Origin of the sequence: Amycolatopsis nalaikhensis (assembly GCF_030264295.1) — a bacterium.
In the GTDB taxonomy this organism is placed as follows: Bacteria; Actinomycetota; Actinomycetes; order Mycobacteriales; family Pseudonocardiaceae; genus Amycolatopsis; species Amycolatopsis nalaikhensis.
The window spans coordinates 1537311-1549656 of the sequence record NZ_CP127173.1 but is presented as its reverse complement, the minus strand read 5'-3'; the positions used below and the strand labels follow the sequence as shown (position 1 = coordinate 1549656).

General features: G+C 71.9%; 13 protein-coding genes and 2 pseudogenes. 9 read left to right on the top strand and 6 right to left on the bottom strand.

The annotated features are described in order from the left end of the window. The first annotated feature begins 6 nt into the window (after nt 1-6). Both QP939_RS07330 and QP939_RS07325 read left to right on the top strand, forming a co-directional pair. On the top strand, nt 7-792 hold the full coding sequence (locus QP939_RS07330) for an LOG family protein (RefSeq protein ID WP_285455821.1): 786 nt from the start codon (nt 7-9) through the stop codon (nt 790-792). Then, nucleotides 792-1376, top strand: coding sequence for an LOG family protein (locus tag QP939_RS07325; protein WP_285455820.1), 585 nt, complete (start codon nt 792-794; stop codon nt 1374-1376). Before QP939_RS07330 ends, QP939_RS07325 begins: the two co-directional genes overlap by 1 nt. Here the strand turns inward: QP939_RS07325 and QP939_RS07320 are convergent. Then, nucleotides 1345-2187, bottom strand: coding sequence for a LysR family transcriptional regulator (locus QP939_RS07320; protein WP_285455819.1), 843 nt, complete (start codon nt 2185-2187; stop codon nt 1345-1347). The two genes, QP939_RS07325 and QP939_RS07320, sit on opposite strands and share 32 nt — an antisense overlap. Before the next feature lie 70 nt (nt 2188-2257). Between QP939_RS07320 and QP939_RS07315 the strand changes: the two genes are divergently transcribed. Continuing rightward, the gene (locus QP939_RS07315; protein WP_285455818.1) at nt 2258-2974 is read left to right on the top strand and encodes an SDR family oxidoreductase; all 717 of its coding nucleotides are present in this window, start codon (nt 2258-2260) and stop codon (nt 2972-2974) included. Nucleotide 2975: 1 nt separating this feature from the next. On the opposite strand, the gene QP939_RS07310 is transcribed toward QP939_RS07315, so the two are convergent. After that, nucleotides 2976-3650, bottom strand: a complete 675-nt coding sequence (locus tag QP939_RS07310; protein ID WP_285455817.1) for a lysophospholipid acyltransferase family protein — start codon at nt 3648-3650, stop codon at nt 2976-2978. Nucleotides 3651-3700: 50 nt separating this feature from the next. On the opposite strand from QP939_RS07310, the gene QP939_RS07305 reads away from it, so the two are divergent. Then, nucleotides 3701-4603: a glucosyl-3-phosphoglycerate synthase gene (locus tag QP939_RS07305; protein WP_285455816.1), complete on the top strand. Its 903-nt coding sequence runs from the start codon at nt 3701-3703 to the stop codon at nt 4601-4603. On the opposite strand, the gene cydC is transcribed toward QP939_RS07305, so the two are convergent. From cydC to QP939_RS07285, 4 genes are read right to left on the bottom strand one after another with little or no spacing between them, the layout of a single operon-like run. Further along, nucleotides 4539-6131, bottom strand: a complete 1593-nt coding sequence (cydC, locus tag QP939_RS07300; RefSeq protein WP_285455815.1) for a thiol reductant ABC exporter subunit CydC — start codon at nt 6129-6131, stop codon at nt 4539-4541. The genes QP939_RS07305 and cydC overlap by 65 nt on opposite strands. After that, nucleotides 6128-7687: a thiol reductant ABC exporter subunit CydD gene (gene cydD / locus QP939_RS07295; RefSeq protein ID WP_285455813.1), complete on the bottom strand. Its 1560-nt coding sequence runs from the start codon at nt 7685-7687 to the stop codon at nt 6128-6130. The genes cydC and cydD overlap by 4 nt, the downstream gene beginning before the upstream one ends. Nucleotides 7688-7696: 9 nt before the next feature. Then, the gene (gene cydB / locus QP939_RS07290; RefSeq protein ID WP_285455812.1) at nt 7697-8683 is read right to left on the bottom strand and encodes a cytochrome d ubiquinol oxidase subunit II; all 987 of its coding nucleotides are present in this window, start codon (nt 8681-8683) and stop codon (nt 7697-7699) included. Nucleotides 8684-8685: 2 nt separating this feature from the next. After that, on the bottom strand, nt 8686-9846 hold the full coding sequence (locus tag QP939_RS07285) for a cytochrome ubiquinol oxidase subunit I (protein WP_285455810.1): 1161 nt from the start codon (nt 9844-9846) through the stop codon (nt 8686-8688). 140 nt (nt 9847-9986) lie between these two features. Between QP939_RS07285 and QP939_RS07280 the strand changes: the two genes are divergently transcribed. The 5 genes and pseudogenes from QP939_RS07280 (at nt 9987) to QP939_RS07260 (ending at nt 12308) form a co-directional block, all read left to right on the top strand. Next, nucleotides 9987-10310, top strand: a complete 324-nt coding sequence (locus QP939_RS07280) for a helix-turn-helix transcriptional regulator (RefSeq protein ID WP_285455809.1) — start codon at nt 9987-9989, stop codon at nt 10308-10310. After that, a pseudogene (locus QP939_RS07275) lies at nt 10307-10976 on the top strand (permease prefix domain 1-containing protein). The gene QP939_RS07280 and the pseudogene QP939_RS07275 overlap by 4 nt, the downstream one beginning before the upstream one ends. After that, nucleotides 10973-11297, top strand: a pseudogene (locus QP939_RS07270) (DivIVA domain-containing protein). The pseudogenes QP939_RS07275 and QP939_RS07270 overlap by 4 nt, the downstream one beginning before the upstream one ends. After that, on the top strand, nt 11294-11752 hold the full coding sequence (locus tag QP939_RS07265) for an SRPBCC family protein (protein WP_285455808.1): 459 nt from the start codon (nt 11294-11296) through the stop codon (nt 11750-11752). The pseudogene QP939_RS07270 and the gene QP939_RS07265 overlap by 4 nt, the downstream one beginning before the upstream one ends. Next, a complete protein-coding gene (locus QP939_RS07260; protein ID WP_285455807.1) occupies nt 11745-12308 on the top strand; it encodes a DNA-3-methyladenine glycosylase I in 564 nt (187 codons plus the stop codon). The genes QP939_RS07265 and QP939_RS07260 overlap by 8 nt, the downstream gene beginning before the upstream one ends. Nucleotides 12309-12346: the final 38 nt, after the last annotated feature.

The window sequence follows — 12346 nt, the reverse complement described above, 5'->3', positions numbered from 1 at the left end:
GGGGAAGTGAGCGAACAGTCTGAATGGCCGGACGGCCAGTACCCCGAACGCCCGGTAGAGCGCCACAAGGGCCCGGTCGTGCTGCGCCGCGACCGCCGCGACCAGGGCAGCACGACCGACCAGCGGCTCCTGGATTCGCGCGGCCCGAGCGACTGGGTGCACACCGACCCGTGGCGCGTGCTGCGGATCCAGGCCGAGTTCGTCGAGGGCTTCGGCGCGCTCGCCGAGGTCCCGCGCGCGGTCACCGTGTTCGGCTCGGCGCGCACCAAGCGCGAGAACCCCGAGTACGAGCTGGGCCGCAAGATCGGCGGCGCGCTCGCCAACGCCGGCTTCGCCGTGATGACCGGCGGCGGCCCGGGCGCGATGGAGGCGGTCAACCGCGGCGCGGCCGAGGCCGGCGGCTTCTCCATCGGGCTCGGCATCGAGCTGCCGTTCGAGCAGGGCCTGAACCCGTGGGTCGACCTCGGCGTCAACTTCCGCTACTTCTTCGCCCGCAAGACGATGTTCATCAAGTATTCGCAGGCCTTCATCTGCCTGCCCGGCGGTTTCGGCACGCTCGACGAGCTGTTCGAGGCGCTGACCCTGGTGCAGACCAAGAAGGTCACGAAGTTCCCGGTGGTCCTGTTCGGCAGCGCCTACTGGGGCGGGCTGTACGACTGGATCAAGAACTCGGTGATGGCCGAGGGCAAGATCAGCCCGGGCGACCTCGACCTGCTGCACGTCACCGACGACATCGACGACGCCGTCCGCGTGGTCCAGGAGTCCTACCAGGCCTGGGAGGACACGCACTGATGAGCCGGATCTGCGTGTTCTGCGGTTCGTCCATGGGCTTCTCGCCGCGCTACGCCGAGCAGGCGGCGGCGCTGGGCAAGCTCCTGGCCCAGCGCGGCATCGGCCTGGTGTACGGCGGCGCGAGCGTCGGCACGATGGGCGTGGTGGCGGACGCGGCCCTGGCGGCGGGTGGCGAGGTGATCGGCGTGATCCCGGAGGCGCTCTCGAGCGTCGAGATTTCGCACGCCGGGCTGTCGGAGCTGCACGTCGTGAAGGACATGCACGAGCGCAAGGCCAAGATGGCGGCGCTGTCCGACGGTTTCCTGGCGCTCCCGGGCGGTGCGGGCACGCTGGAGGAGCTGTTCGAGGTCTGGACGTGGGCCCAGCTGGGCTTGCACGGCAAGCCGATCGGCCTGGTCGACGTCGACGGCTACTACGAGCCGCTGATGACGTTCGCCGACCACATGGTCGCGGAGGGCTTCCTCAAGGACGGCTACCGGCAGCTCCTGCTGACCGACCCGGATCCGGCCGTGCTGCTCGACAAGTTCGCGACGTACGAGCCGCCCGCGCCGCCTAAGTGGGCGAAGGAGCCGCCGGGGATCTGACGTCGGTGCTCGCCCGGACGAACGCGGCCACCGCGCGCGAGCGCGTCCGGTCGGGCCACGCCAGCAGCACCGACGTCCGCGGCGCGTCGAGCACCGGGACGCACACGACGTCCGCGCGCGCGTGGCGGCGGGCCGACTCCGGGACCACCGCGACGACCTGGCCCAGCGCCACGAGCTGGAGCAGCTGCCCCGCGTCCCGGATCTCGGGCCCGCGCACGTCGCTGCCCGGCCACCGGGGGAACGGCTCGCCGTCCAGGTCGGCGAGCACCAGCGCCGACCGGCCGGCCAGCCGGTGGCCGCGGGCGAGCATCGCCACCTGGTCCTGCTCCAGCAGCAGCTCGGTGTCGAACCCGGCGCAGTCGTCGTGCGGGCCGTGCAGGAACGCCAGGTCGACGCGGCCGTCGCGCAGCATGCGGGACTGCTCGCCGACCCCGCCCACGACGACCTCGACCTCGATCGCGTCCGGGTCCTCCCGGTACCGCGGCAGGATCGTCGCCAGCAGGCCCGCGTCGCCGTCGGGTTTCATCGCCACGAGCAGCTTCGGTTCGGATTGGCCCGCGCGCTGGGCCCGGCGGACCGCGGCGGCCACCGCGTCGAGCGCTTTGCGGCTCTCCGCGAGGAAAACCGCGCCTGCTGGCGTCAGGGTCACACCGCGGCTCGTGCGGTTCAGCAGCGGCACGCCCATGCGGCGTTCGAGTTGCTGGATGGCGCGCGACAGCGGGGGCTGCGCCATGCCGAGGCGCCGCGCGGCGCGGCCGAAGTGCAGTTCTTCGGCGACGGCCACGAAATACGCGAGCTCCCGCGTCTCCATACCGCCAGAGTATCGGCCGATGCGGCATCGGTGTTGGCTCGCGCGAGGCGCCCGCTGGTGTGCTGGAGCCATGAACGAAATCACTCTGGTCACCGGCGCGAACAAGGGCATCGGCCGCGAGATCGCCGCCCAGCTCGCCGCCCTCGGGCACACCGTCGTCATCGGCGCCCGCAACGCGGAACTGGGCGAGAAGGCGGCCGCGGAGCTGGGCGCGGATTCGGTGGTCCTCGACGTCACCGATCCCGCCTCGGTCGCGGCGGCGGCGTCCTCACTCGAAGAGCGCTACCGGCGGCTCGACGTGCTGGTCAACAACGCCGCCATCGCCCGCCCACCGGGCACCGACCTGGCACACCAGAGCCCCAGCACGGCCGACCTGGGCACGCTGCGCACGATCTTCGAGACGAACTTCTTCGGCGTCGTCACGGTGACGAACGCGCTGCTGCCGCTGCTGCGCCGGTCGAAAGCGCCGCGCATCGTCAACGTCTCCAGCAGCGCCGCGTCGCTGGCCCGGAACGCCGATCCCGCCGTCGAGCTGCCGATTTCCGCCGGTTACACCCCGTCGAAGACCGCGTTGACGTCGTTGACCCTGCAGTACGCGAGGGAGCTGCGGCCCGACGGGATCCTGGTCAACGCCGTCTGCCCGGGCTACTGCGCCACCGACCTGAACGGCCACGCGGGGTTCCGGACCCCGGCGCAGGGCGCGGTCGCGGCGGTGCGGATGGCGACGATCCCGCCGGACGGCCCGACCGGCACCTTCGTCGACGACGAGGGCCCGGTGCCGTGGTGACTCAGGCGACGTCCTCGCTGGGCCGCTTGTGGTAGGTGTCCACGTACTCCTGCCCGGAGATCTCCAGGATCGCGTACATGACCTCGTCGGTCACCGAGCGCCGGATCGCCGGGGAGTAGTCCTGGCCCTCGTAACGCGAGAAGTCCAGCGGCTTGCCGAACGTGATGCCGATCTTCGCCAGACGCGGGATCTTCGCGCCCTTCGGCTGGAGGCCCTCGGTGCCGGTCAACGCGACCGGCACCACCTTCGCCCCCGTCGCCAGCGCGAGCGCCGCGACACCCGTGTGGCCGCGGTGCAGCCTGCCGTCGAGGGAGCGCGTGCCCTCCGGGTAGATCGCGAAGACACCGCCCGCGTCGAGCACCTTGCGGGCCGCCTCCAGGGCCGCGAGCCCGGCCTGGGCGTTGCCGCGCTCGACCGGGACGTAGCCGAGGCCGCCGAGGAAGCCCGCCAGCAGCTTGCCCTTGACGCCCTTGCCGACGAAGTACTCCGCCTTGCCGAGGAACTTGACCTGCCGCGGGGTCGCGAACGTGATCACGCCGGTGTCGAGGGCGGCGCGGTGGTTGGCCGCCAGCAGCACCGGGCCGGTGAGCGGGACGTTCTCCACGCCACGCACCTCGGGCCGGTACACCGCCCTGGCCAGCGGGCCCAGCACGAACCGGACAAGCAGCGCGATCAAGTGGTCCTCCTCTTCGGTGCGGTGCCACCAGCATGGCACGATCGTTACCCGTGAGTTGGTTCGAGCGGCGTACGTGGCAGGAGCCCGGGTGGACGCCCGAGGCCATCGTGACCGCGAAGGGTGACCGGACGGTTTCGGTCGTGCTACCGGCGCTGGACGAAGAGCGGACCGTGGGCGACGTCGTCGCGTCGGTCCGCCCGCTCGTCGGCTCGGTCGTCGACGAGCTCGTCGTCGTGGACTCGGGTTCCACGGACGCCACGGCGCGAACCGCCGAGGCCGCGGGCGCGCGCGTGGTCCGCCGCGAGGACGTCCTGCCGGACCTGCCGCCGGTGCCCGGCAAGGGCGAGGTGCTGTGGCGCTCGCTGGCCGCGACCAGCGGCGACTTCGTCGTGTACCTCGACTCCGACCTGGTCGACCCGGACCCGGCGTTCGTGCCGTCGCTGCTCGGCCCGCTGGTCACCGAGCCGGGCGTGCACCTGGTCAAGGGCTTCTACCGCCGCCCGCTGCGGCTGGAGAGCAGCGGCGGCGGCCGCGTCACCGAGCTGCTGGCGCGGCCGGTGCTCTCGGCGTTGCGCCCGTCGCTCGGCGGGCTGATCCAGCCCCTCGGCGGCGAGTACGCGGGCACGCGCGAGTTCCTCGAATCGGTGCCGTTCGCGGCCGGGTACGGCGTCGAGATCGGGCTGCTGCTCGACGCCGAGGCGCGCTACGGCCTCGACGGCCTGGCGCAGGTCAACCTCGGCGTCCGCAAGCACCGGAACCGGTCCCTGCTGCAGCTGGGCGTGATGTCCCGCCAGATCCTCGGCACGGCGCTGGCGCGCTGCGGTGTCCCGGCGGCGGACGCGCCGCTGACGCAGTTCGTCCAGGTCGACGAGGAGTGGCTGCCGGACGTCACGGACGTCCGGGTCGCGGACCGCCCGCCGATGCGGGAAGTGCTCGCCCGTCCTCGAGGGTGAGGACCTCGTCGAAGCCGTCGAGGTGCTCGGGCCGGTGGGTGACGAGGACGACGGTGCCTTTCGCGGCGTCCAGGACCCGCTTGAGGACGGCGTCGCCGTGGGCGGGGTCGAGGCCTTCGACGGGTTCGTCGAGCACGAGGACGTCCGGGGCCGCGAGCACCGCGCGCGCCAGGACGAGCCGCTGCCGCTGACCGCCGGAGAGGTGCTCGCCGTCCGGGCCGGTTTCGCGGTCGAGATCGAGGTCGAACCCGGCGGTCTCGCAGGCTTGCCGCAGCTCCTCGTCGGTGGCGTCCGGCTTGGCCAGGGCGAGGTTCTCGCGGACGGTCGTGTGGAAGACGTGGGCGTCGGCTTCGGCGCCCGAGATGGTCTTCGGCAGGTCGGCGTACTCGGCGAGCGGGTGGCCGTCGAGGGTGACGCTGCCGGACGTCGGCCTCTCGAAGCCGAGGAGCAGCCGGAGGAGCGTGGTCTTCCCGGCGCCGCTGGGCCCGAGGATCCCGACGCGCTTGCCGGGCGGGAGGTCGAGGTCGACGTCCTGGAGGGCGGGGGCGCGGCCCGGGTACCGGACGGTCGCTCGGCGCAACCGGAAGTGCCCGTGCTCCGCGTGCCGGGTGCCTTCCGCTGGGGTCGGTTCGGCGAGCACGGCCCGGACGCGCGCGGCCGATTCGCGGATCTCGGGAACCCGTTTGGCGGCGCCGACCAGGGGGAGGACGACCTCGAAGGTCGTGAGCGCGGCGAGGGTGAGCGCGGCGGTCCACGGCACGGAGGCGTGCGCGAGCAGTGCGACGGCGACGGTGGTGAGCAGCTGGACGAGCACCCCGGCGGCGCTCAGTAACGCCGTCTGGCCCGAGGCCTTCCGATCGCTGTCTTCGAGGTGGCCGACGACGTCCGCGGCCCGGGCGCGGTGTTCGTCGAGCGCGCCCGCGGCGACGAGTTCCCAGTGCCCGGTGACGAGTTCGACGGCACGTTCGGCCAGCTCAGCGCGTTTCGGGGCGTTCTCGGCGGCGGCGCGGGCGGTGACCCGGACGACGCACCAGGGCAGCAGGACCCCGGCGACGAGCAACCCGACGGCGAGCGCCCCGGCGGCGGCCACGGAGGCGGTGGCGGTGACCGCGACCGCGGTGGCCCCGACGATGGTGGCGACACCCGCGGGCAGCAGCCACCGCAGGACGGCGTCCTGCAGAGCGTCCACGTCGGACACGAGCCGGGTGACGAGGTCCCCGCCGGAGAACCGGGTCCCGGGGACGAGGGCCTGGTAGACGCGGGTGCGGAGGAGGCTGAGCCACCGCAGGACGACTTCGTGCCCGGCGAGGCGTTCGGCGTACCGGAGGCCGCCGCGGAGGAGGGCGAGGGCCCGGACGGCGACGATGGCGACGGTGAGCGCGGCGAGCGGCGGCCGTTCGGCGGCGCGGAGCAGCAGCCAGGCGGCGGTGGCCATGAGGGCGAGGGCGGCGAGTTCGGCCCCGGCGCCGAGGAGCGCGGCGCGGAGCAGGCGGATAGTGTCCTTTTTCGACACGGCCCAGAGGTTCACGCGGCCACCTCCGCACAAACGCGCCCGTCCCGCAGCGACACGACCCGCTCGGCGAGCGAAACCATCGCCGGACGATGAGCGACCAAGACAGCGGTCCGCCCGGGCAACATCCGCCGGGTAGCCGAAAGAACCGCCGCCTCGGTACGCGAATCCAGCCGAGCGGTCGGCTCGTCCAGCAACACCAACCCAGCTGAAGTCCGGGCCAACGCCCGCGCCAACCCGACCCGCTGCCGCTGACCGGCCGACAGGACCTCACCCAGCTCTCCCACCGGCGTCCCGTACCCCGAAGGCAACCCACCGGCCACCGAGTCCAAAGCCGCCGCCCGCGCCGCGGCGGGAACATCCGCGGAAACACCCAAGGCGATGTTCGACTCCAACGACCCCCGGAACAACGTGGGCCGCTGCGGGACCCAGGCGACGTCGGCCAGCCAGTCGGCGGGCGACAACGTCCGCAGGTCCACCCCGTCGACCAGCACCCGCCCCGAAGACGGCGTCACGAACCCGAGCAGCACGGCCAGCAAGGTGCTCTTCCCGGACCCGCTCGGCCCCACCAAGGCGACCCGCGAACCGGCGGGCACCGACAAGTCCACATCGGACAAAGCCGGAACCCCGTCGTAAGAGACCGAAACGCGTTCGAGAACCAGCGAAGGAGCGCCCCGGCGACGGCACCGGGCCCCGGAGAGCGAAGGGACCACCGGCACCGCGAGCGCCTCCCGCAACGCCGTCAACCCCTCGGCCGCCGCGTGGAACTTCGCGCCCGCGGCCCGCAGCGGCAAGTACGCCTCCGGCGCCAGGACGAGGATCAGCAACGCGGTCCGCGCGTCGAGACCTCCGGAGAGCAGCCGGAACCCGATCGGCACGGCCACCAGCGCCACCGAAAGCGTCGCGACCAGCTCCAGCACCAGCGACGACAGGAACGCCACCCGCAACGTCTTCATGGTGGCGTCGGCATGCGCGTCGGCCATGGCTTGAACCGAACGAGCCTGCGCCGAAGCCCGGCCGAACACCTTGAGCGTCCCGAGCCCGCGGACGACGTCGAGGAAGTGCCCGCCGAGCCGCAGGAGCAGGCCCCACTGCCGGGCGGTCCGCGCCGCCGTGTGCTTGCCGACCAGGATCGCGAACACCGGGATCAGCGGCAATGTCGCCAGGACCACCACCGCCGACGTCACGTCCGTCGTGAAGAGCCGCACCACTACCGCGATCGGCACCACGACCGACACCACCAGTGACGGCAGGTACCCCGTCAGGTAGCTGTCGGTGGCGTCGACCCCGCGCGTCACCTGCGTCGCGACGACGCCCGCGCGGTCGGCGCGTGAGTCGAGCAACCGGCGCCGCAGGCCGCCGCGCACGGCCGCCGCGAACCGTCCACTCAGGACGGAATGCGAGAACGCGAGCACGACCCGCGACGCGATCGCCACGACCAGGAACAGTGAGACACCACCGCCAGTGAGCAAGGTCGCGAGCCCCTCGGCCTGGAGCAGCACGGCGACCGCCGAGGCCACGCCCAACAACGTCAAAACCACCAGGTACGGCCGGAGTCCGGGCAGCGCAGGCACGACGTCCCCCTAGAAGTGCAGCAGCGAACGCTGGTCGACCGGACGCCGGTGCGCGCGCCACGTCAGCCACTGGACCACCAGCAGCACCAGGACCGACGGCGGCGCGAACCACGCCAGCACCGAGAACGTCCCCGATGCCGTCGCCGCCTGGTCCACCGTCAGCGCGTAGCCCGACGAGACCAGCACGGTCGGAAACCGCAGCGTGCCGACGAGCAGTGCCGGGCACGCCGCGAGCACCATCGCGCCGACCAGCGACACCCGGTACCGGCGCGCCACCAAGCCGAAGTGGGTGACGGCGAACGCGGCGAACGCCAGCACGACCGCCCCCACGCCGAGCGCCGTCACGCCGTCGAGGGCGAAGAACCCCCACGCCGTCGCGATCACCAGGAATGCCAGGACCGGCCCCGAGAAGGCCCGTGCCAGCCGCACCGCGCGGCCGGTCAGCTCGGCCGGCGCCCGCACCGCGAGGAACACCGCGCCCTGCAAGCAGAACAGGGCGACGAACCCGAGCCCCCACAACACGGCGTACGGCGTGAACAGCGCCAGTACGTCCCCGGACGGCGAACCGTCGGCGTCCAGGGGCAGGCCGACGACCAGGTTGCCGAGGAACAGCCCCCACGACAACGCCGTCACCAGCGCGCCGCCGACGATGCCCGCCGTCCAGGCGCCGCGGGGCGCGTCCGGGCGGCGGCTGCGCAGCTGCATCGACGCCGTGAACGTCACCAGCCCGAGCAGCAGCGTCACGACCAGCACGTACGCCCCGGCGAACACCTTGCCCTCCAGGTGCGGGAACGCGCCGAACAACAGCCCGACCGCGGCCACCAGCCACACCTCGTTGGCCAGGAAGAACGGCCCGAGCGCGCCGAGCGTCTGCCGCCGCTTCCGCTCGTCGGCCTCGAACGCGGGCAGCAGCATGCCGACGCCGTAGTCGTAGCCGGCCAGCGCGAAGTACCCGCAGGTCAGCAGGCCGAGCACGCACCACCAGATGGTCACCACGGTCAGACTCCGCTCAGGACGGGCCGCTCGGCCGGCTCTTCGACCGGCTCCGGGCCGCGCTTGGCGACCCGCGCCATGAGCACCCAGTCGGCCACCGCGAGCGCGGCGAACAGCAGCGAGAAAGCGATGAAGGAGAACAGGATCTGGCCGGCCGGGACGTCCGCGATCGCGTCGGCGGTGCGCAGCTTCCCCCAGACCAGCCACGGCTGGCGGCCGAGCTCGCGCACCAGCCAGCCCATGATCGCCGCCGCGAACGGCAGCGGGATCGCCGCGACCATCAGGTAGTGCAGGAACCGCGCTTTCGTGACCCAGTTCCGGAACAGCAGCAGCGTGCCGAGGATCGCGCAGAGGAACATGACGAACCCGAGCGTGATCATCGCCCCGAGCGGCGCGCCCACCGCGGTTTCCTGCAGCTTGTCCGGTTGGTACGCCTTGAGCTTGCCGAACTGCGCGAAGCCCTGGTTGACCACGAAGATCGAGCCGATGAGGGCGGCGACCACGCCGAGCCGCATCGACCGGCGGAAGAACTCGACCTCGGGCGTGCGCTTGAGGAAGTGGTAGGCGCTGACGCCGACGACGAAGAACCCGCCGGTCAGGATGGCCGCGCTCACCACGTGCGGGAGCGAAGCGACCAGCGCCGGGTTCGAGAACAGCGCGCCGAAGTCGTCGAGGTGCAGCGTCCCGTTCTCGATGCGGCTGCCGACCGGGTTCTGCAGGAACGAGTTGGCCAGCATGATGAACAGCGCCGACGCGTACGCGGTCAGCGTGACCAGCCAGATCAGCGTCAGGTGCAGCCACTCGGGCATCCGCCCGAAGCCGAAGATCCACAGGCCGAGGAAGGTCGACTCGAGGAAGAACGCGACCAGCGTCTCAATGGCCAGCGGCGCGCCGAAGACGTCGCCCGCGAACGTGGAAAGGCCGGTCCAGGTCAGCCCGAACTGGAATTCCATCACGATTCCGGTCACGATGCCCAGCGCGTAATTGATCACGTACAGGCGGCCCCAGAAGCGGGTCATCCGCAGCAGCTCGGGCTTGCCGCCGAGCGCCCAGCGCGTCTGCATCACGGCCACCAGCGTGACCAACCCCAGTGTGAGCAGCACGAACAGGAAGTGCAGCGATGTCGTCGTCGCGAACTGGAGTCTCGCGACCGGGAGTGCGTCCATGGCGCCCGACTATATACGTAGGCTGGCTACATGTAGCCACCAAATCCATGAGATCCGGGTCATCTCCGGGAAATCCCCGGGTGCCCTCGTGGTGCCGCGGCAATAGCCTCTCCGGGGTGGGATGCGTAGACTGCGTACCTATGAAGGCGGACACCTTGCGCGGGCACCTCGACGCGTTGCTGCTGGCCGTGCTCGACGGCCGCAAGCTCCACGGCTACGCGATCATCGAGGCGCTCCAGCTGCGTAGCGACGGCGCGCTCGACCTGCCGACCGGCACCGTCTACCCGGCGCTGCGCCGGCTCGAGCGGGCCGGCTGGCTCGCCAGCGAGTGGGACGTGGTGTCCGGCCGCAAACGGCGTACCTACCGGCTCACCCGCTCCGGCCAGCAGGCGCTCGCGGCCGAACGCGCCGAGTGGCGGGAGTTCACTACGGTCATCGGGGGAGTGCTGGAGGGGCGCGCGTGATCGACGGATACATCCAGGAAGCTCGACCGGCGGCTGCACGGCTGCGGCCGGTTCAAGGCCGACCTCCTCGAAGAGGCCCGCGACGGCCTGCACGACGCCGCCGACGCCTACCGGGCCGGCGGCTGGACCGACGAGGACGCCGAACGCCGCGCCGTCGCCGACTTCGGGCCGGCGGCCGTCGTCGCCCGCGACTACCAGGCCGAGCTCGGCATGCTCAGCGGCGTCCGCACGCTGTGGAAGCTCGTCATCGGCGTCCCGTTGATGCAGGTGTCGTGGGATTATGCGCGGATCCTCACCTTCGGCGAGTGGACGAAGCTCTCGACGCCGACTCCCGACTGGTACAAGGTCGTCGCGCACGCCTCCCACGGCGCCGTGTTCATCGTGCCCGTGATCGGGCTGCTCGCCCTGCTCGGCACCCGCTGGCTCAGCCGCCGCCTCGACGGCGTCCGGCTCGCCCGGTTCTGCGGCGTGCTCATCGCCGTCGCCGTCGGCGTCAACCTCGCCTCCGTCGGGCTGCTGATCGGCGCGACCGGCGTCGTCGACGCCTCGAGGCTGTTCCTGAGCGTCCCGTGCGCCCTGCTGATGGTCGCCTGGGTGCTGCTTTCGGTCCGGCTCGTCGTGCTCGCGCGACGATCCTGGGGTGGGTATGCCACGATCGTCGCGTGACGACCGCGCTGATCTACCTCGTAGTCATGCTGCTGGTGGCCGCCGTGGTGTTCCTGCTCGCCGCGGTCGTGTTCGGCCGGGGTGAGGAGCTTCGCCCCGCTGCCGCCGGGCAGCTCGCCCACGCGGCTGCCCGCCGAGGACATCACCGGCGAGGACCTGAACGAGGTCCGCTTCCAGCTGGTGCTGCGCGGCTACAAGATGTCCGAAGTGGACTGGGTGATGCGGCGCCTCGGCGTCGAGCTCGACGAGCTGCGCGCCCGCGTCGCCGAGCTGGAGCAGCGCGAACGCGAGCGGGAGAGCTCGCCGGAAGGCGCTCAGTGACGGACCTGGTGCTCTCGGTCGACGTCCGCGCCCCGGCCGGCACGGTCTGGCTCGCGCTGACCGACTGGGCCCGCCAGGGCGAGTGGATGCTCGGCACCGAGGTCGAGGTCGTCGAGGGCAACGGCCGCAGCGTCGGCTCGCGGCTGTCGGCGTTCACCGGGGTGGCCGGGATCGGCTTCACCGACACCATGGAGATCACCAGCTGGGAGCCGCCGGTGCGGTGCGCGGTCCGCCACCTCGGCAGCTTCGTGCAGGGCACCGGCGTGTTCCAGGTGGTCCCGAAGGGCGCGACGCGCTCGACGTTCGTCTGGGCCGAGCACCTGCGGCTGCCGTTCGGGCCGCTGGGGCGGCTCAGCTGGCCGGTGGTGCGGCCGGCGTTCGCGCTGGGGGTGCGCCAGTCGCTGCGGCGGTTCGCGCGGTTCGCGGAGAACTATTCGGTGGGTGGGGATGAGTGAGCTTCTCGGCGCCGACGGCGTCGCGCGGTGCAGCTGGGGCAATTCGACCCCGGACTACGTGGCCTACCACGACGAGGAGTGGGGCGTGCCGCTCCACGGGCAGGACGAGCTGTACGAGCGGCTGTGCCTCGAGTCGTTCCAGTCGGGCCTGTCGTGGATCACGATCCTGCGCAAGCGCGAAGGCTTCCGGAAGGCGTTCAAGCGGTTCAAGCCGGCGAAGGTGGCGAAGTTCGGCGACGCGGACGTCGAGCGGCTGATGCAGGACGCGTCGATCGTCCGGAACCGGGCGAAGATCCTCGCCGCGATCAAGAACGCGCAGGCGATCGCTTCCCTGGACACGCCCTTGGACGACCTCTTGTGGTCGTTCGCGCCTTCATCGCACAAGCGGCCCGCGACGATGGCCGACGTCCCGGCCATCACGGACGAGTCGAAGGCGATGGCGAAGGAGCTGAAGAAGCGCGGCTTCGTCTTCCTGGGCCCGACGACGTGCTACGCCCTGATGCAGGCGACGGGCATGGTCGACGACCACGTCGAGGGCTGCTTCCGCGCGGGCTGAAGGGGACGTTCAGTGCATGTGACGCGCTGAAGGGGACT